Consider the following 16066-nt stretch of genomic DNA (forward strand, 5'->3'; position numbering starts at 1 on the left):
GCACCTTGCCAATGCTGTTTCCGCTATCAGAGAAGACCTACATGGGTACCTGGCTTAGCAATATCTCGCTGAAATACAAATTCTGGGCGGTGAACGCCGTCGCCTTCGTTACCACCCTGCTGCTGGTGCTGTACGCCGTGCAGCTCGAGCAACAGGCACGCCAGCACGCCGCGCAGGAATCGGCTCAGGCACAGGCGCGATTACTGGCTGCCTGGCCGGTCGGGCAAGCGCTGCCCAAAGCCGAAAACCTGCTGACGTTCACTCGCGGGCAAGCCCCCTCGCTCAATGACCAACCGCTGCCGAAGCTGACGGATGCCAAGGGCTGGGTCGAGATCAATCGCATGCCGTTGTTCGGTGACAATCTGCTGATGGGTGCCGAGGTGTTCACGCGCGCGGACGGCCAGCACGTAGCAGTGCTTGCCCATGGGCCGAGCCTGAGCCAGGTGTTCGGCGAGCGATTCGCCCACTACGCGGTGGCGGTGTTCGTGTTGATGCTGGTCATGCTCGGAGCCTCGCAGCTGTTGATCCGCTTCCTGCTCAGCCAACTCAACACCTTGAAGGACGTGATGCTTCACGTGGAAAAAACCGGTGATTTGTCGGCCCGGGTTCCACTGGCCTGCAACGACGAAGTCGGGCAGATGGCAAACGCCTTCAATGCCATGCAGGCCGGTTATCAGCGGGTGGTCATCACCGTCGCCAGCACAGCGCAGCAGCTGGATGAGGGCGCCGCACGCCTGGCTTCAAGCATGAACGAAGTGCAGCACGGCATGCTCGGCCAGCAAAGTGAAACCGATCAAGCCGCCACCGCCATCAACGAAATGACCGCAACGGTCTACCACATCGCCCAACACGCCGGCGCCACACGCGACTTGTCGCAATCGGCCGACACCCTGGCCGGCAGTGGGCAAGCAGTGGTCATGCGCGTACAAAAGTCGATAGCCGGGCTGTCCACCGGCGTGCAGCAAACCGCCGAGATGATTCAGCGGCTGGCCGAGGACAGCCAGAAAATCAACGGCGTGGTCAACGTGATTCACAGCATTGCCGAGCAGACCAATCTGCTGGCATTGAACGCGGCCATCGAAGCAGCCCGGGCAGGCGAAATGGGCCGTGGCTTTGCGGTGGTCGCCGATGAAGTGCGCAACCTGGCCAAGCGTGTGCAGGCTTCGACAGATGAAATCACCGTGATGGTGTCAGCGTTGCAGGCCGGGACACGGGACGCCGTGGACTTCATGCAGGAGAGCTCGTTCAAGGCCGACGATTGCGTGCAACAGGCGCAGGAGGCCGGCGCCGCCCTGGTGCAGATTACCGGTGCGGTGGCGCAGATGCGTGAAAGCAATACGCAGATTGCTGTGGCAGCCGAGCAGCAGAGTCAGGTGGCGGAAGAGATGAACCGGGCGGTGGTGAGCATCCGCGATGTCACCGAAAACACCGTGCGGCAGACCGTCGGGTCGGCAACCACCAGTCATGAACTGGCGGCGCTGGCAGGAGAATTGAGCAAGGCCATCGGGCAATTGAAACTTTAAAAGCTCGCAGCCTGCGGCCGCTGCGGTGCAAGCGATCCTTTTTGCCCATGACGCCTATCACGGCCATAGCCAACCTCGATTCGCCGCCCGCTCGGGCCGGGCCTATTCTTCAATCATGTGTTCAACATGGATCGAGGATTAGCATCATGGGCAAACGTCACCCCAACCTTCCCGCCTGGCAATGGCGTGCCTACCCGAACAATCACCAGCACCCGGCCAACCTGGTGCTGCACCTGATTGCCGTGCCGCTGTTCATCGTGGCGTTTCTGTTGATCGTCTGCGGCGTGTTCAGCCTGAATCTGGCGAACCTTGCCATTGGCATCATCGGGGTGATCGCTGCACTCGGCCTGCAACGCCATGGCCACAGCCTCGAAGCACAAGCCTCCGAGCCGTTCAGCGACCGAAAAGACGCTGTGTCGCGCCTGATGGTCGAGCAGTTCCTGACCTTCCCGCGATTTTTCCTCAGCGGCGGCTGGTGGCGCGCCTGGCGTGAACGCCACCGCCGTCACTGATCAGGCGAACACCGTCACCGTTTGCCGGCTCATGGCAATCAATCGACCTTGCGCGTCCCACATCTTCGCGGCGGCATGCCCGTAACCGTTGGCGGCATATTCGGTTTCGACCAGGTACTTGCACCAGTCCAGGGTGCTCAGCTCCAGCAGAGGTTGGACGAATTCGATAGTCCAGGTCAGCGTGCTGCCCATGGCCGGTTTGTTCAAGAAAGGCATCACCGCCGGCGGCCAGGCGTCCACCAGTGCCAGAATGTGCGATTCAGTGATCGCCTCTTCCTTCACGTCACCACGCAAGCGCACCCAGCCCCCCATCTGACGCGATGTGCTGCCGCTGAACGGCAGCCCGCCGACACTCCAGCGCATCGCCAGATGGCGCATGAATTCCGGGATGACGCCTTCGATGAAAGGCAGCTCCTGGCACTCCTCCCAATGCTTCATCTCGGGTGCTGGCTCGGCCTGTACCGACACTTCAGACGGACGCGAGGCGCCGAAACTGCCCTGAATCAACGTCACCACCTGCCCCTTCTGCATTACGCGGCCCAGCACCTGGCTGACGGCTTTGCCTTCGCGCAGCACGTCGACTTCAAAACTGACGGCGACTTCCGGTTCGACCGGGCCAACGAAGGTGATCGCCAACGATCGCACGGGCCGGTCCGCCGGAACTTTTGCGCGCATGGCTTCGTACTGCAAAGCGGCCACCAAACCACCGAAACTGGCACGTCCCTGAGCCCACCCGGCCGGGATGGTGAGCTCAAACGGTTGGCGGCGGACGGCGTCGAGCAAATCGCAAAAGCGCATGGAAACCTCAGGATCGGGAAAAGGATGCAGGGATCTTAACCAGCCGGCGAAGGCTGTACAGCGCACATTCCGGCCAAATTGACTGACAGATGGGCCGCACAAGCCCCCCGTATAATCCCAAGCCTTGTAGGAGCGAGGCTTGCCGGCGATGGCGTCCGGTGGATCGCTATCGCGAGCAAGCTTTGCTCCTACAGGGGGAAGTGACTGATTTCAGGATTTGAAGCAGTCCGCGCTGAGCTTGTCCAGCACTCGGTCGGCGCGCTGTTCGGCCTGGGCCATGGCGGTGTGCCAACCGGCGACGCAGGGGCGCAAATCCGTTTCCTGCTCGGCCATGGCCAGCCATTGCACGCAGTCGTGCCAATCGCCCAATGCGCCCTGAGCCGACTTCAACCGGGGCATGGCCGCTTTCGGCAAGCGATCCAGTTCGGGGTAAGCGTCGATGCCGTAACGCACACGCTTGATCAACAAGCGCAGGCGATGGCGGTCATGGGCGGGATCGTGCAGGGCCTGGTCGAGTTTTTTCCATTGCTTGCCCAGGCGTTTCTCGATGCGCTTGCCCAAGCCCTTGAGCAAGCCCTGACGTTGAGAGGCCCGCAGAAAGCGCGGAAAGGCATCAAGGATGACCAGCAACTGCGCCAGTTCGGCACTGCTCGCAATGGCCGGATAAGCGTCGGCCATCTGCGCCAACCGCCGCTGCGCAGCGTCGGGTTGACCGTGCTGGAGCAAATACGCCGCCAGCACTTCGCGATCACGCCAGGGGGTGGTCAGGTCGCCCACGGCCGAAGCCGCTGTTTCCAGTTGCTCAACGCCGGGCAGTCCGCGCAACGGCCGCAAAAGGCTGCGCAAACGGCGCACGGTAGTGCGCAAGTCGTGCAAGGCCTCAGGGTCAGTCCGGGCAGTCAAACGCGCCTGGCAGGCCAGTAGACGCACTTCCAGGCCCAGAACATGGGCCACCAATCGATCAACCATTGCCGACATCGCTTGCTCCCTGACTCGCCTGCCCTCGTGGACTTACATCATGCCTCAACGGCCGGCACGTGACTCACGAATATAGAAGCGTGCCTTCTCGGCTTTTTTCGCACAGCCTTCGAACCCTTCGAATTGTTGCTGGGTTTTGGCCGCGGTCAACAATGACAAGGCCTTGGAGTAGCTGACGGTCCCGGCGAAACCTTCAGCCTTGGCCAGGTCCAGTTCATGCCAGGCGGCATCGAGGTTGCTGCCGCAGCTGTCGCGATAAGCAGTTTTACCGGCGCAACCGGCCAGTGCCAGGGCAATCAGTGGCACACAAATCCAGGCTTTCATCACATACACCTCAGAGATAGGAAAACAGTCATGCAGGTAGGACGGTCTGGCACGTGAAAAGTGCCGTTCATCGCCAGCGCAAACTATAGCGCGGGCAAGAATAATCATCTGCCGCCCTGGAGTGTCGAAAAAACGACGCGTTCGCCGCACCGTGCGACCTTGCCGATTGAAGCGCGCCCCCCGATGGGTGCATTGTTGAACCATTCAAACGAGGGCGATTCATGAAAAAGCGTGTCGCACTGGTGTTGGGCTCGGGTGGAGCCCGGGGTTATGCGCATATCGGCGTGATCCAGGAAATCGAACGGCGCGGTTACGATATCGCCTGTATCGCTGGTTGCTCGATGGGAGCGGTGGTCGGCGGGATCTATGCCGCCGGCAAGCTCGATGATTATCGCGACTGGATCGAAAGCCTGGATTACCTCGATGTTTTGCGTCTGGTGGATGTCAGTTTTCGCCTGGGGGCGATCCGCGGGGAAAAGGTCTTTGGGCAGATCCGCAAGATCGTCGGCGAGATCAATATCGAAGACTTGCGCATTCCCTACACGGCAGTGGCCACCGACCTGACGAACCAGCAGGAAATCTGGTTCCAGGAAGGCTGCCTGCACCAGGCCATGCGCGCCTCGGCGGCGATTCCCAGTCTGTTTACCCCGGTGATGCAAGGCAATCGCATGTTGGTGGATGGCGGCATTCTCAACCCGCTGCCGATTGTGCCGGTGGTATCGAGCCATTGTGATTTGATCATCGCGGTCAATCTCAACTCCACCAACCAGCGTCATTACCAGTTGCCGGTGATCGAGCGCCCTGCCGCTTTCAAGAGCCGGTTCAACAGCCTGCTCAATTCACTGGGTTCGAAAATGCCGTTCCGGCGCAAGCAAGCCGAACAATTGCTGTTGCTGGAGAAGGAAGCGTTGATGGCCGAGGCCGCAGAGATCAATCCCTGGATCGAATCTGCCGAACCCGAAGCCCAGCAACCCGCCGCAGCGCCTGAACGTGACGGCGCGCCGAAGTCCGCCACCGGATCATTCATCATCGACAACGTCGGCCCGGCGTCTTTGCTGGACTTGATCAACCAGAGTTTCGAGGTCATGCAGACGTCGTTGGCGCAGTACAAGATTGCCGGCTATCCACCGGACATTCTGATCAACGTACCGAAGCGGGTGTGCCGGTTTTTCGAGTTCTACAAGGCACCGGAATTGATCGCGCTGGGGCGGGAGATTGCGCGCGATACGCTGGACCGATATGAAAGCGAGCGGGATTCCTGAGGTTCTCGAGTGCCGGTGACGGCCCCATCGCTGGCAAGCCAGCTCCCACAGTTATCAAGGTGATCACAGATTTTGTGAACGAAACCAATCCTGTCGTCGATCGTTCCCAAGCTCCGCGTGGGAATGCATCCCGTGACGCTCCGCGTCGCTTCCAAAAGCGGAACGCGGAGCGTCCCTGGCGGCGTTCCCACGCAGAGCGTGGGAACGATCAGGCAACGACACCAATCCTGTGGGAGCTGGCTTGCCAGCGATGAGGCCTGCTCAGGCAACACAAAACTACAGACTGCCGTCACTCAACAACCGATACCCCACCCCCGCCTCGGTCACGATGAATCGCGGTTGAGTCGGGTCGTCCGCCAGTTTCTGCCGCAAATGCCCGACCACGATCCGCAAGTAATGGCTGTCTTCGGTATGGGTCGGCCCCCAGATATCCTTGAGCAATTGCTGTTGGGTGATGACTCGCCCGGGATGCCGAGCCAGTTGCGCGAGCACCGCGTATTCCTTGCGGGTCAGTGCCACTTCGGCGCCTTCGAGCAGAACCCGGCGATAGGCCAGATCCACCGTCAGCGGGCCGAAGGTCAGTGCCGCTTGCTGGGCTTCCCCTACCGGTGCCTGGCGCAACAGCGCACGAATTCGCGCCAGGAACTCCTGAATGCCGAAGGGTTTGGTCACGTAGTCATTGGCGCCGCCATCCAGCGCCTGGACTTTCTGCCCTTCGCCGGCGCGCACCGAAAGCACTAATACCGGCACCGTCGACCACTCGCGAAACTCGCGCAAAACCTGCTGGCCGTCCATGTCTGGCAAACCGAGGTCGAGCACCAGCAGGTCCGGCTTGTTCAGTGCTGCCTGCGCCAACCCTTCGGTCCCGTTGCTGGCTTCCAACACTTTGTAGCCCTGGGAGACGAGACTGATACGCAGGAATTTGCGGATTTGCGGTTCGTCGTCGATGACCAGGATGGTCGCGGTCTGGCTCATGAATTCACATCAATACAAATAAGTGGCAAGAGAGTAGCGCAAGCACGATCAGGCTTCACAGTCGGCTGTTAATTTTCAAAGGCCGGCTGAGCCTGCAAGGGCAAGTGCAAGGTGATGCAGGTGCCGCGCCCTTCAATGCCATCGGCAACGCTGATTCGTCCGCCATGGGCGCCCACCATGCCCTGGCAAATCGCCAGGCCCAGACCGGTGCCCTGCCCGCCTCGATCGCCGCGTGCAGCGGTGTAGAACATGTCGAAAATCTTTTCCCGATCTTCCTCCGGAATTCCCGGACCTTCGTCACTGACCGAGAAAAACAGCTCGTTGTCGTCCACTCCGGCGCGCAATTGCAAACGTCCGTGGGGCGGTGAAAAGCGCGCGGCGTTCTCCATCACGTTGATCAGCGCCTGCTCGATCAGCGCGGCATGCACGTAAAGCAGCGGCAACTGCGCCGGCACATCAGTGCTGACTTGCAGCGGTGCGAGGACCGCACGCAAGCGGCTGAGCGAACTGCCGACGATGTCGGCCGGCGATACCCAGTCCCGCGCCAGTTTCAACGCGCCGTGACCGAGTCGGGTCATGTCCAGCAGATTCTGAATGTAGCGGTCGAGCCGTTCGGCTTCATCGCGGGTGCCTTCAAGCAATTCCCGGCGATCTTCCAGCGGGATCGCTTCGCCGAGCGCCAGCAGACTGTCGATACTGCCGCGCATGGAGGTCAGCGGCGTACGCAAATCGTGGGACACCGACGCCAGCAAGGCACTGCGCAGTTGCTCGGTTTCGCCGTGCAACCGCGCCGCTTCCAGATCATCCGCCAATTGCGCACGCGCCAGCGCCTGTGCCAGCGGCTGGCTCAGCGCAGTCAACAACCGGCGACGCTGGCCGCTGAGGGTCTGGCCTTCTTTTGCGCAGACACCCAGCAACGCCAGCGGCCCATCCTCTACCGACAACGGCCACCACCACCAACGCCCGAACGGCAACGTTCCGGTGCCCGCGCCAGCAGGCTGATCGTGTTGCCACGCCCAGTCGGCGGCAGCGCGCTCGGCTTCGGTGAATTCCAGCGGACCACCGGTTTCGACTTTCCAGCCACTCGGGCCGTCGCGATTGAGCAGGCACAACTGCAAATCGCTCCAGCCATTGAGGTGCTGAGCGGCAGCGCTGACCACCGCTTGGCGGTCAGTCGCGGCGGTCAGTTTGCGCGACAGGTCGAGCAGCTCAGTGGTTTCTTCCTGGGTGTCGCGCAGCGCCTGCAGTTGTCGCCGCTGGCGCGCTGCGAGGTTGCCGGTGAGGGCCGCCATCAACAGGAAAAACAGCAAGGTCAGCACGTCTTCTTCGCGCTGGATGCTGAAGGAAAAGTTCGGTGGGATGAACAGAAAGTCGTAGGTCAGGAACGACAGCGCCGCACAGACCAGCGCCGGGCCGAGACTGCTGCGCACCGCCACCAGAAGCACTGCCGCAAGGAACACCAGCGAGATGTTCGGCAACGGCAAAACGCTCGCGACCGCCCAGGCCAAGGCAGTGGCCGACACCGTCGCCACAATGGCCAGGGCATAGTCGAACCACACCAGCGCCTGCATTGAACGCTGACGTGGCTGATGCTGCTCGTGATCGCTGTCGATAACGTTGATTTCCAGCCCGCGGGCATGGCGCAACAACCGCGCCGCCAAGCCGCCACCGAACAGGCGCCGGCGCAAACGTGGCCGCGACTGGCCGACCAATACCAGACTGGCGCGGCGTTCGGCGGCATGCTGGATCAGGGTTTTCGCCACCTCACCGGCGCGCAACAGCACTACTTCCCCGCCCAAGCGTTCAGCCAGTTGCTGGGCACTTTGCAGGCGCAGGCGTGATTGCTCGTCGCGCACGCTGCCGTTGTCCACATGCACCAGGCTCCACGGCAGATGCCGACGCTGGGCGACGCGGCTGGCGTGACGGACCAGCCGTTCCGCCTGGGCATCGCCATCGACACCCACCAACAGCCGACCACGCACCGTCGGCGCCGCTTGCCCCATCTGCCGATAACCCTGGGTCAAGTCGTTATCGACCTGGGCGGCGGCCGTTTGCATCGCCAATTCGCGCAGGGCTGTCAGGTTGGTCTGGGTAAAAAACGCATCGATGGCCGCCCTCGCCTGCTCCGGCACGTAGACCTTGCCATCGCGCAGGCGCTCCAGCAGTTCACGTGGCGGCAGGTCGATCAGCAATAGCTCGAAGGCTTCTTGCAGGACCCAATCCGGGAGGGTTTCGCGCACCTGCACACCGGTGATACCGCGCACCTGATCGTTGAGGCTTTCCAGGTGCTGGACGTTGACGGTGGTGAACACGTCGATACCGGCGGCGAGCAATTCCTGAATGTCTTGCCAGCGTTTTTCGTGACGGCTGCCGGGGGCATTGGTGTGGGCCAACTCATCCACCAACACCAGTTTGGGTTTGGCGGCCAGCAACCCATCGAGATCCATTTCCTCGAGCATCACGCCACGGTATTCCGAACGCACCAAAGGCTGCTGCGGCAAGCCGCCCAGCAGCGCTTCGGTTTCGGCCCGACCGTGGGTTTCGACCACACCGGCAATCACTTTCACACCCTGGCGCAGTTGGGTGTGGGCCGCTTGCAGCATGGCGTAGGTTTTGCCAACACCGGGCGCGGCGCCGAGGAATACCTTGAGCCGGCCACGGCCATCGCGGGGCAGGTCTGCTAACAGCGCGTCGGCGCGGCCGGAGTTGCTCATGTGTGGATCTCTCTAATGATCGTTCCCACGCTCTGCGTGGGGATGCAGCCCGGGGCGCTCTGCGTCCCCAAAAGCGGACGCAGAGCGTCCATTGATGCATTCCCACGCAGAGCGTGGGAATGATCATCTTCTACAGGCTTTCCAGCGCCCGATTCAACTCAAGCACATTCACCACCGGCGGACCTACCAGCGGTTGCTCGATGTGCGCGTCCAGCAGGTTTTGCAGGGTCGCGACCGGCAGGTTGCGCGCCGCCGCGACACGCGCCAGTTGATAGGCAATCGCGGCCGGTGGCAAGTGTGGATCGAGCCCGCTGCCGGACGTGGTGAGCATGGCCAACGGCACCGGACCCTGGCCGGGCACCAGCAGCTTGTTGGCATCGTCGATCACGCGAGTGGCCAGGGCCGGGTTGCTCGGCGCCAGGTTGCTCGCACCGCTCGACACCGTGGCAAAGGCAGCGGCCGATGGCCGTGGGTGGAACCAGGCGTCGCCGATAAAATCCTGGGCGATCAGCGACGAGCCACGGACCTTGCCGTCGGCATCGCGCAACAGGCTGCCATTGGCCTGATCCGGGAAAGCCACCTGGGCGACACCGGTAACCACCAAGGGATAGGCGACGCCGGTGATCAGGGTCATCAAGACCAACAGGCTCAGGGCCGGGCGTATCATTGTGGACATGTCAAAATCCTCGAATTCTCTGAAAACAACACTTCACCTGTGGCGAGGGAGCTTGCTCCCGCTCGGCTGCAAAGCAGTCGTAAATCGGGTAAGTGTGATGTGCATGATCAAATGCGGTGACTGGGTCGGGGCTGCTTCGCAGCCAGCGGGAGCAAGCTCCCTCGCCACAAAAAGCCCCTTTCCAGCCACCCGCTACCCGCTAAACCAAATGCAACGCCGTCAACAACATGTCGATGAGTTTGATGCCCACGAACGGCACCAGAATCCCGCCCAGCCCGTAGATCAGCAGATTGCGCCGCAGCAGCGCCGCCGCACTGGCTGCCTGCACGCGCACACCGCGCAACGCCAATGGAATCAGCACCACGATGATCAACGCGTTGAACACGATGGCCGAGAGAATCGCGCTCTGCGGACTGCTCAAGTGCATGACGTTCAGCACGCCCAATTGCGGGTAGATCGCCGCAAACAGCGCCGGCAAAATCGCGAAGTACTTGGCCACGTCGTTGGCAATCGAGAACGTGGTCAGCGCGCCGCGGGTCACCAGCAATTCCTTACCGATCTGCACCACGTCCAGCAGCTTGGTCGGGTCGCTGTCGAGATCGACCATGTTGGCCGCTTCGCGCGCCGCTTGCGTGCCGTCGTTCATCGCCATGCCGACATCCGCCTGGGCCAGGGCCGGGGCGTCGTTGGCACCGTCGCCGCACATGGCGACCAGGCGACCGTCGTTTTGCTCATGACGAATACGCGCCAGTTTTTTCTCCGGGGTGGCTTCGGCCAGCACGTCGTCCACACCCGCTTCAGCAGCGATGGCGGCAGCGGTCAGCGGGTTGTCGCCGGTGACCATGACGGTGCGAATCCCCAGCTTGCGCAACTCGGCGAAACGCTCGCGAATGCCGGGCTTGACCACGTCCTTGAGGTGGATCGCACCGAGCAATTTGCCGTCGACGCAGACCAGCAACGGCGTGCCACCGCTCTGGGCGATCTTGTCGATTTCCCGCGACAGCGCCGGTGCCAGGTCAGCACGTTTCATACCGATGAAGGTCAGCAGCGAATCCACCGCGCCTTTGCGGTAAACGCGGCCGTGATAGTCGACACCGGACAACCGCGTCTCGGCGCTGAATGGCACCGCGGTCAGCAACTCGGCAGCAGGCTCCGCTTGTGGCTGAGAGCCGCGCAGGAACTCGACGATGGATTTGCCCTCGGCCGTGTCATCGGCCAGGGATGCGAACAACGCTCCTTCGGCCAGCTCCTGGCTACTCACGCCTAGGGCCGCAACCACTGCCGTGCAACGACGGTTACCGAAGGTGATGGTGCCGGTCTTGTCCAGCAACAGCACGTGCACGTCCCCCGCCGCTTCCACGGCGCGCCCGGATTTGGCGATCACGTTCAGGCGCACCAGGCGGTCCATACCGGCAATGCCGATGGCCGACAGCAGACCGCCGATGGTGGTCGGAATCAGCGTGACCAACAGCGCCACCAGGAACACCAGCGGCAGGCTGCCGTTGGCAAAGTGGGCGAACGGTTGCAGGGTGACCACCACCAACAGGAAGATCAGGGTCAGGCCGATCAGCAGGATGTCCAGCGCCACTTCGTTCGGGGTTTTCTGGCGCTTGGCGCCTTCAACCAGGGCGATCATCCGATCCAGCGTCGACTCGCCGGGGTTGGCGGTGATCTTCACCAGCAGCCAGTCAGATACCAGCCGCGTGTTGCCGGTGACGGCCGAGCGGTCGCCACCGGACTCGCGAATCACCGGCGCCGACTCACCGGTGATCGCCGCTTCGTTCACTGCCGCGATGCCTTCGATCACCTCGCCGTCACCGGGAATCATCTCCCCCGCTTCGACGCGTACCACATCGCCTTGGCGCAGGCTGGCGGCGGGCACCACCTGGAAGCTGCCATTGCTGGTTTTACGCCGGGCGCTCAAGCCTTCGCTGCCGGCCTTGAGGCTGTCGGCGCGAGCCTTGCCGCGACCTTCGGCCAGGGCCTCGGCAAAGTTGGCGAACAACACGGTGAACCACAGCCACACGGCAATTTGCGCAGCGACGAAGGTCGGCACCGCCGCGTCTGGAATGAAGCACAACACGGTGGTGAGGATCGCGGTCAGTTCGACCACCAACATCACTGGCGCACGTTGCAATTGCCGTGGGTCGAGCTTGACGAAGGCTTGCACCAGCGCCGGGCGCCAGAGGGCCGAGATCGCGGTTTTCGGTGCTTCGGCCGACTGGGTCGGTGATGCAGGTTTTGAAGCTGGAACATGCATATTCATGATGGATTCCTTAGAAGCCCATACTCAGGTGTTCAGCAATAGGCCCCAGTGCCAGGGTCGGCAGAAAGGTCAAACCACCCACCAGCAAAATGGTCACGGTCAACAGAGTCACGAACAGCGGGCCATGGGTCGGGAAACTGTTCTGGCCGATGGGTGCGGTTTTCTTCAGCGCCAGGCTGCCGGCCAATGCCAGCACCGGAAGGATGTAGCCGAAGCGACCGATCAACATGCCCAGGCCCAGCATCAGGTTGTGGAACGGGGTGTTGGCGCCGAAGCCACCGAACGCCGAACCGTTGTTGGCACTGGCCGAGGTGTAGGCGTAGAGCAACTGACTGAAACCGTGGGCGCCGGGGTTGCTCACCGAGGCCACCGGACCTGGCAGGCTGGCGGCAATCGCGCCGAGCACCAGCACGCCGATCGGCATGACCATCAAGGTCACCACCAACAGCTGCACTTCCCTGGCTTGCAGTTTCTTGCCGAGGTATTCCGGGGTGCGACCAATCATCAGGCCGGCGAGGAACACCGCGATCAGCACGTTGAGCAACATGCCGTAGAGCCCGGCACCAACGCCGCCGAAGATCACTTCGCCGACCATCATGTTGACCAGCGCCACCATCCCGCTCAGCGGGTTGAGGCTGTCGTGCATGCCGTTGACCGAACCGTTGGATGCCGCGGTGGTGGTCACCGACCACAGCACGGTGGCGGTGGTGCCGAAGCGCGCTTCCTTGCCTTCCAGCGGCGCGGTCTGTTCGACGGCAACGTTGTTCAAGCTCGGGTTCGGTTGGTATTCCGCCCACATTGAAGTCGCGCCGCCAATCAGGAACAGCGCCAGCATGCAGGCGATGATCGCGCGGCTCTGACGCAAGTCCTTCACGTAATGGCCGAACGTGAACACCAGGGCGACCGGGATCAGAATGATCGAGGCCATTTCAAACAGGTTGCTCCACGCCGTCGGGTTCTCGAACGGATGCGCCGAGTTGACGCCGAAGAAGCCACCCCCGTTGGTGCCCAACTGCTTGATCGCAATCTGGCTGGCGGCCGGGCCGAGCGGGATCACTTGATCAACGCCCTGCATCGTCACCGCGTTCACGTATTGCGCGAAAGTTTGCGGCACGCCTTGCCACACCAGGTACAACGCCAACAGCAGGCACAGCGGCAGCAAGCCGTAGAGCGTGGCGCGGGTCATGTCGACCCAGAAATTACCCAGCGATGCAGTGGACTTGCGACCGATGCCGCGGCACAGCGCAACCAGCACCGCCAGACCGGTGGCGGCACTCACGAAGTTCTGCACGGTGAGGCCGACCATCTGGCTCAGGTAGCTCAGCGATGCTTCACCGCTGTAGGCCTGCCAGTTGGTGTTGGTCATGAAGCTGACGGCGGTGTTGAACGCCAGTGTCCACTCCTGGCCCGGCAGGTTCTGCGGGTTGAGTGGCAAGTGATCCTGAAACAGCAAAATCGCGAACAGCAGCAGGAAACCCGCAAGGTTGAACGCCAGCAAGGCCAGGGCGTATTTCTTCCAGCTCTGCTCGGAATGCGGATCGACACCCGCCACGCGATAGCAACCGCGCTCCACCGGCCCGAGCACCGGCGTCAGCCACGTGCGCTGGCCTTCCATCACCTTGTAATAGAAGCGCCCCAGAAACGGCGCCGGAACCAATACCACCGCGAAAAACGCAAGGATCAGCCAATAGTCATAACTGTGCATAGCCGCTCCTAGTTCCGGTCCGCGCGCAACAGCGCAACCAACAGATAAATGAACAGCCCCACTGCCAACAGCAGTGACACTCCGTCCAGAACGCTCATGGAAGTTCTCCGTGTTACGGCGCATTGCCGCGTGTGGAGTCATTGTCGAGAGGGAGGGTGTAAAGGCGCGAGATCGAGGGTTGGGGCGGGGGATAAAGAATGTGTAAAGAGTGGGTTTATGCTGGGGTTACAGCTATCTGGACTTGTCCGCGAAGGCGGAATAATGGCTGACATGGCAAAAACAGATCACTGCTTCTATTGCACTCCCCCACTCATGCCGACAAGCTATGCATCTCTGTGTCATAGGCTCACTGAAAAGGCTTGTCTACATGCGTATCCTCATCACCGGCGGTGCCGGTTTCATCGGTTCTGCTCTGATTCGCGAGTTGATTTGCCACTCCAGTCATGAAGTCATCAACCTGGACAAGCTGACATACGCTGGAAATCTCGAATCCTTGACCAGCATTGCCAACGACACTCGCTATGAATTCGTCCAGGCTGATGTCATTGATCAGGCTGCCGTCAGTGCCGTGTTAGAACGTTTCCAGCCGCATGCAATCATGCATCTGGCTGCCGAATCCCATGTCGATCGATCCATTGACGGCCCCGCGGACTTCATCCAGACCAATGTCGTCGGCACCTACAGTCTTCTGGAAGCGGCCCGAGCCTACTGGCATACCCTTGCCGAGCCAGAAAAGAGCGCCTTCCGGTTCCATCACATTTCCACCGACGAGGTCTATGGCGATTTACATGGGGTTGATGACCTGTTTACGGAAACGACACCCTACGCGCCAAGCTCGCCGTACTCCGCCAGCAAAGCTGCTTCCGACCATCTGGTCCGCGCCTGGCATCGCACCTATGGCCTGCCGGTCATACTGACCAATTGCTCGAATAACTACGGCCCCTTTCATTTCCCCGAGAAATTGATTCCGCTGGTGATACTCAATGCCTTGGCGGGCAAGCCATTGCCGGTGTATGGCAACGGCCTCCAAGTACGCGATTGGTTGTTCGTAGAAGATCATGCCCGGGCGCTGATAAAGGTCGTTATCGAAGGCAAGGTCGGCGAGACTTACAACATTGGCGGCCACAATGAGCAAAAAAATATCGATGTAGTGCGTGCAATCTGCGGCTTGCTTGAAGAACTGGCACCGCAAAAGCCTGAGGGTATCAAGCACTATGCAGACCTGATTGCTTTCGTGCAGGACCGTCCCGGGCACGACCTGCGCTACGCAATCGATGCGAGCAAAATTGAAAAAGAATTAGGCTGGGTACCGGAAGAAACTTTCGAAACCGGCCTGCGCAAAACCGTTCAGTGGTATCTGGATAACCTGGAATGGTGCCGTCGTGTTCAAGATGGCAGTTATCAAGGTGAACGCCTGGGTGCCATCAATACAAAGGAATTGCTCGCATGACGAAGGGTATCGTTTTAGCAGGAGGCTCTGGAACGCGCCTTCATCCGATCACACTTGGAATATCCAAACAACTGTTGCCAGTCTACGACAAGCCGATGATCTACTATCCGATCTCGGTGCTGATGCTGGCCGGTATCAAGGACATTCTGCTGATTTCCACCCCCCACGATTTACCTCAATACCGCAACTTGCTGGGTGATGGTAGTCAGTTTGGGGTGAACTTCAGCTACGCCGAGCAGCCATCACCGGATGGCCTGGCCCAAGCGTTTATAATTGGCGAAGAGTTTATCGGCGATGATCCGGTGTGCCTGATCCTTGGCGATAACATTTTTCATGGTTCGTATTTCGGCGGAAAACTACAAACCGCAGCCAAACGTTCTTCAGGCGCTACAGTTTTCGGTTACTGGGTCAAAGACCCCGAGCGCTTCGGCGTAATTGATTTCGACGGCGAAGGCCGTGCCTTGTCGATAGAAGAAAAGCCCCAGAATCCGAAATCCAACTATGCGGTGACCGGGCTGTATTTTTACGACAACGACGTGATCGAGATCGCCAAGGCAGTCAAACCTTCGCCTCGCGGCGAGTTGGAAATTACCGACATCAACAATGCCTATCTCGAACGGGGTGATCTACAGGTTGAACGCTTTGGGCGTGGTTTCGCCTGGCTCGATACCGGCACGCATGACAGCTTGCTCGAAGCCTCTCAGTACGTGCAGACCATTGAACACCGCCAAGGCTTGAAGATTGCCTGCCTTGAAGAGATCGCTTATCAAAATAACTGGATCAACCGCGAACACCTGCTGGAGCGCTCCCGCTATTTCGGCAAGACTGGTTATGGTCAGTACCTCGCCAAATTGGCCGGGGAAAAATAATGAATCTAATTGAA

General features: G+C 60.8%; 14 protein-coding genes. 5 read left to right on the forward strand and 9 right to left on the reverse strand.

All coding sequences use genetic code 11. The annotated features are described in order from the left end of the window. Positions 1 to 41: 41 nt before the first annotated feature. A complete protein-coding gene (locus ASD60_RS24250; protein WP_056856888.1) occupies positions 42 to 1523 on the forward strand; it encodes a methyl-accepting chemotaxis protein in 1482 nt (493 codons plus the stop codon). A 146-nt stretch (positions 1524 to 1669) separates the two neighbouring features. Then, positions 1670 to 2035 carry an Mpo1-like protein gene (locus ASD60_RS24255; RefSeq protein WP_056856416.1) on the forward strand — a complete coding sequence of 122 codons (366 nt, stop codon included), beginning with the start codon at positions 1670 to 1672 and terminating at the stop codon, positions 2033 to 2035. Here the strand turns inward: ASD60_RS24255 and ASD60_RS24260 are convergent, their stop codons facing one another. The 3 genes from ASD60_RS24260 to ASD60_RS24270 form a co-directional block, all read right to left on the reverse strand. Beyond that, positions 2036 to 2833, reverse strand: a complete 798-nt coding sequence (locus ASD60_RS24260; RefSeq protein ID WP_056856417.1) for an acyl-CoA thioesterase — start codon at positions 2831 to 2833, stop codon at positions 2036 to 2038. Between the two features lie 210 nt (positions 2834 to 3043). After that, a complete protein-coding gene (locus ASD60_RS24265) occupies positions 3044 to 3811 on the reverse strand; it encodes a CHAD domain-containing protein (RefSeq protein WP_056856418.1) in 768 nt (255 codons plus the stop codon). Between the two features lie 45 nt (positions 3812 to 3856). Then, on the reverse strand, positions 3857 to 4135 hold the full coding sequence (locus ASD60_RS24270) for a hypothetical protein (RefSeq protein WP_056856419.1): 279 nt from the start codon (positions 4133 to 4135) through the stop codon (positions 3857 to 3859). Between the two features lie 221 nt (positions 4136 to 4356). Here ASD60_RS24270 and ASD60_RS24275 point away from each other — a divergent pair, with 221 nt between their 5' ends. Continuing rightward, positions 4357 to 5397 (forward strand): patatin-like phospholipase family protein, encoded by a 1041-nt coding sequence (locus ASD60_RS24275; RefSeq protein ID WP_056856420.1) that lies wholly within the window; start codon positions 4357 to 4359, stop codon positions 5395 to 5397. A 276-nt stretch (positions 5398 to 5673) separates the two neighbouring features. Here the strand turns inward: ASD60_RS24275 and ASD60_RS24280 are convergent, their stop codons facing one another. From ASD60_RS24280 to kdpF, 6 genes are all read right to left on the reverse strand, one after another. Beyond that, positions 5674 to 6372, reverse strand: a complete 699-nt coding sequence (locus ASD60_RS24280; protein WP_056856421.1) for a response regulator — start codon at positions 6370 to 6372, stop codon at positions 5674 to 5676. Positions 6373 to 6440: 68 nt separating this feature from the next. Continuing rightward, the gene (locus ASD60_RS24285) at positions 6441 to 9086 is read right to left on the reverse strand and encodes a sensor histidine kinase (protein ID WP_056856422.1); all 2646 of its coding nucleotides are present in this window, start codon (positions 9084 to 9086) and stop codon (positions 6441 to 6443) included. A gap of 130 nt (positions 9087 to 9216) precedes the next feature. Further along, positions 9217 to 9762, reverse strand: coding sequence for a potassium-transporting ATPase subunit KdpC (kdpC, locus tag ASD60_RS24290; RefSeq protein ID WP_056856423.1), 546 nt, complete (start codon positions 9760 to 9762; stop codon positions 9217 to 9219). Positions 9763 to 9961: 199 nt separating this feature from the next. Continuing rightward, the gene (kdpB, locus tag ASD60_RS24295; RefSeq protein ID WP_056856424.1) at positions 9962 to 12028 is read right to left on the reverse strand and encodes a potassium-transporting ATPase subunit KdpB; all 2067 of its coding nucleotides are present in this window, start codon (positions 12026 to 12028) and stop codon (positions 9962 to 9964) included. A gap of 10 nt (positions 12029 to 12038) precedes the next feature. Further along, on the reverse strand, positions 12039 to 13733 hold the full coding sequence (gene kdpA, locus ASD60_RS24300) for a potassium-transporting ATPase subunit KdpA (protein ID WP_056856425.1): 1695 nt from the start codon (positions 13731 to 13733) through the stop codon (positions 12039 to 12041). 8 nt (positions 13734 to 13741) lie between these two features. Continuing rightward, positions 13742 to 13831 carry a K(+)-transporting ATPase subunit F gene (kdpF, locus tag ASD60_RS28560; RefSeq protein ID WP_007899818.1) on the reverse strand — a complete coding sequence of 30 codons (90 nt, stop codon included), beginning with the start codon at positions 13829 to 13831 and terminating at the stop codon, positions 13742 to 13744. A gap of 269 nt (positions 13832 to 14100) precedes the next feature. Between kdpF and rfbB the strand changes: the two genes are divergently transcribed. After that, a complete protein-coding gene (rfbB, locus tag ASD60_RS24305) occupies positions 14101 to 15183 on the forward strand; it encodes a dTDP-glucose 4,6-dehydratase (protein ID WP_056856426.1) in 1083 nt (360 codons plus the stop codon). Beyond that, positions 15180 to 16052: a glucose-1-phosphate thymidylyltransferase RfbA gene (gene rfbA, locus ASD60_RS24310; RefSeq protein WP_056856427.1), complete on the forward strand. Its 873-nt coding sequence runs from the start codon at positions 15180 to 15182 to the stop codon at positions 16050 to 16052. The genes rfbB and rfbA overlap by 4 nt, the downstream gene beginning before the upstream one ends. Positions 16053 to 16066: the final 14 nt, after the last annotated feature.

Source organism: Pseudomonas sp. Root562, from assembly GCF_001427125.1.
In the GTDB taxonomy this organism is placed as follows: domain Bacteria; phylum Pseudomonadota; class Gammaproteobacteria; order Pseudomonadales; family Pseudomonadaceae; genus Aquipseudomonas.

What these genes read in the sequence shown, in the direction of transcription:
- ASD60_RS24250 (WP_056856888.1), top strand. Translation starts at nt 42, where the DNA reads ATGGGTACCTGGCTTAGCAATATCTCGCTGAAATACAAATTCTGGGCG.
- ASD60_RS24255 (WP_056856416.1), top strand. Translation starts at nt 1,670, where the DNA reads ATGGGCAAACGTCACCCCAACCTTCCCGCCTGGCAATGGCGTGCCTAC.
- ASD60_RS24260 (WP_056856417.1), bottom strand. Translation starts at nt 2,833, where the DNA reads ATGCGCTTTTGCGATTTGCTCGACGCCGTCCGCCGCCAACCGTTTGAG.
- ASD60_RS24265 (WP_056856418.1), bottom strand. Translation starts at nt 3,811, where the DNA reads ATGTCGGCAATGGTTGATCGATTGGTGGCCCATGTTCTGGGCCTGGAA.
- ASD60_RS24270 (WP_056856419.1), bottom strand. Translation starts at nt 4,135, where the DNA reads ATGAAAGCCTGGATTTGTGTGCCACTGATTGCCCTGGCACTGGCCGGT.
- ASD60_RS24275 (WP_056856420.1), top strand. Translation starts at nt 4,357, where the DNA reads ATGAAAAAGCGTGTCGCACTGGTGTTGGGCTCGGGTGGAGCCCGGGGT.
- ASD60_RS24280 (WP_056856421.1), bottom strand. Translation starts at nt 6,372, where the DNA reads ATGAGCCAGACCGCGACCATCCTGGTCATCGACGACGAACCGCAAATC.
- ASD60_RS24285 (WP_056856422.1), bottom strand. Translation starts at nt 9,086, where the DNA reads ATGAGCAACTCCGGCCGCGCCGACGCGCTGTTAGCAGACCTGCCCCGC.
- kdpC (WP_056856423.1), bottom strand. Translation starts at nt 9,762, where the DNA reads ATGTCCACAATGATACGCCCGGCCCTGAGCCTGTTGGTCTTGATGACC.
- kdpB (WP_056856424.1), bottom strand. Translation starts at nt 12,028, where the DNA reads ATGAATATGCATGTTCCAGCTTCAAAACCTGCATCACCGACCCAGTCG.
- kdpA (WP_056856425.1), bottom strand. Translation starts at nt 13,733, where the DNA reads ATGCACAGTTATGACTATTGGCTGATCCTTGCGTTTTTCGCGGTGGTA.
- kdpF (WP_007899818.1), bottom strand. Translation starts at nt 13,831, where the DNA reads ATGAGCGTTCTGGACGGAGTGTCACTGCTGTTGGCAGTGGGGCTGTTC.
- rfbB (WP_056856426.1), top strand. Translation starts at nt 14,101, where the DNA reads ATGCGTATCCTCATCACCGGCGGTGCCGGTTTCATCGGTTCTGCTCTG.
- rfbA (WP_056856427.1), top strand. Translation starts at nt 15,180, where the DNA reads ATGACGAAGGGTATCGTTTTAGCAGGAGGCTCTGGAACGCGCCTTCAT.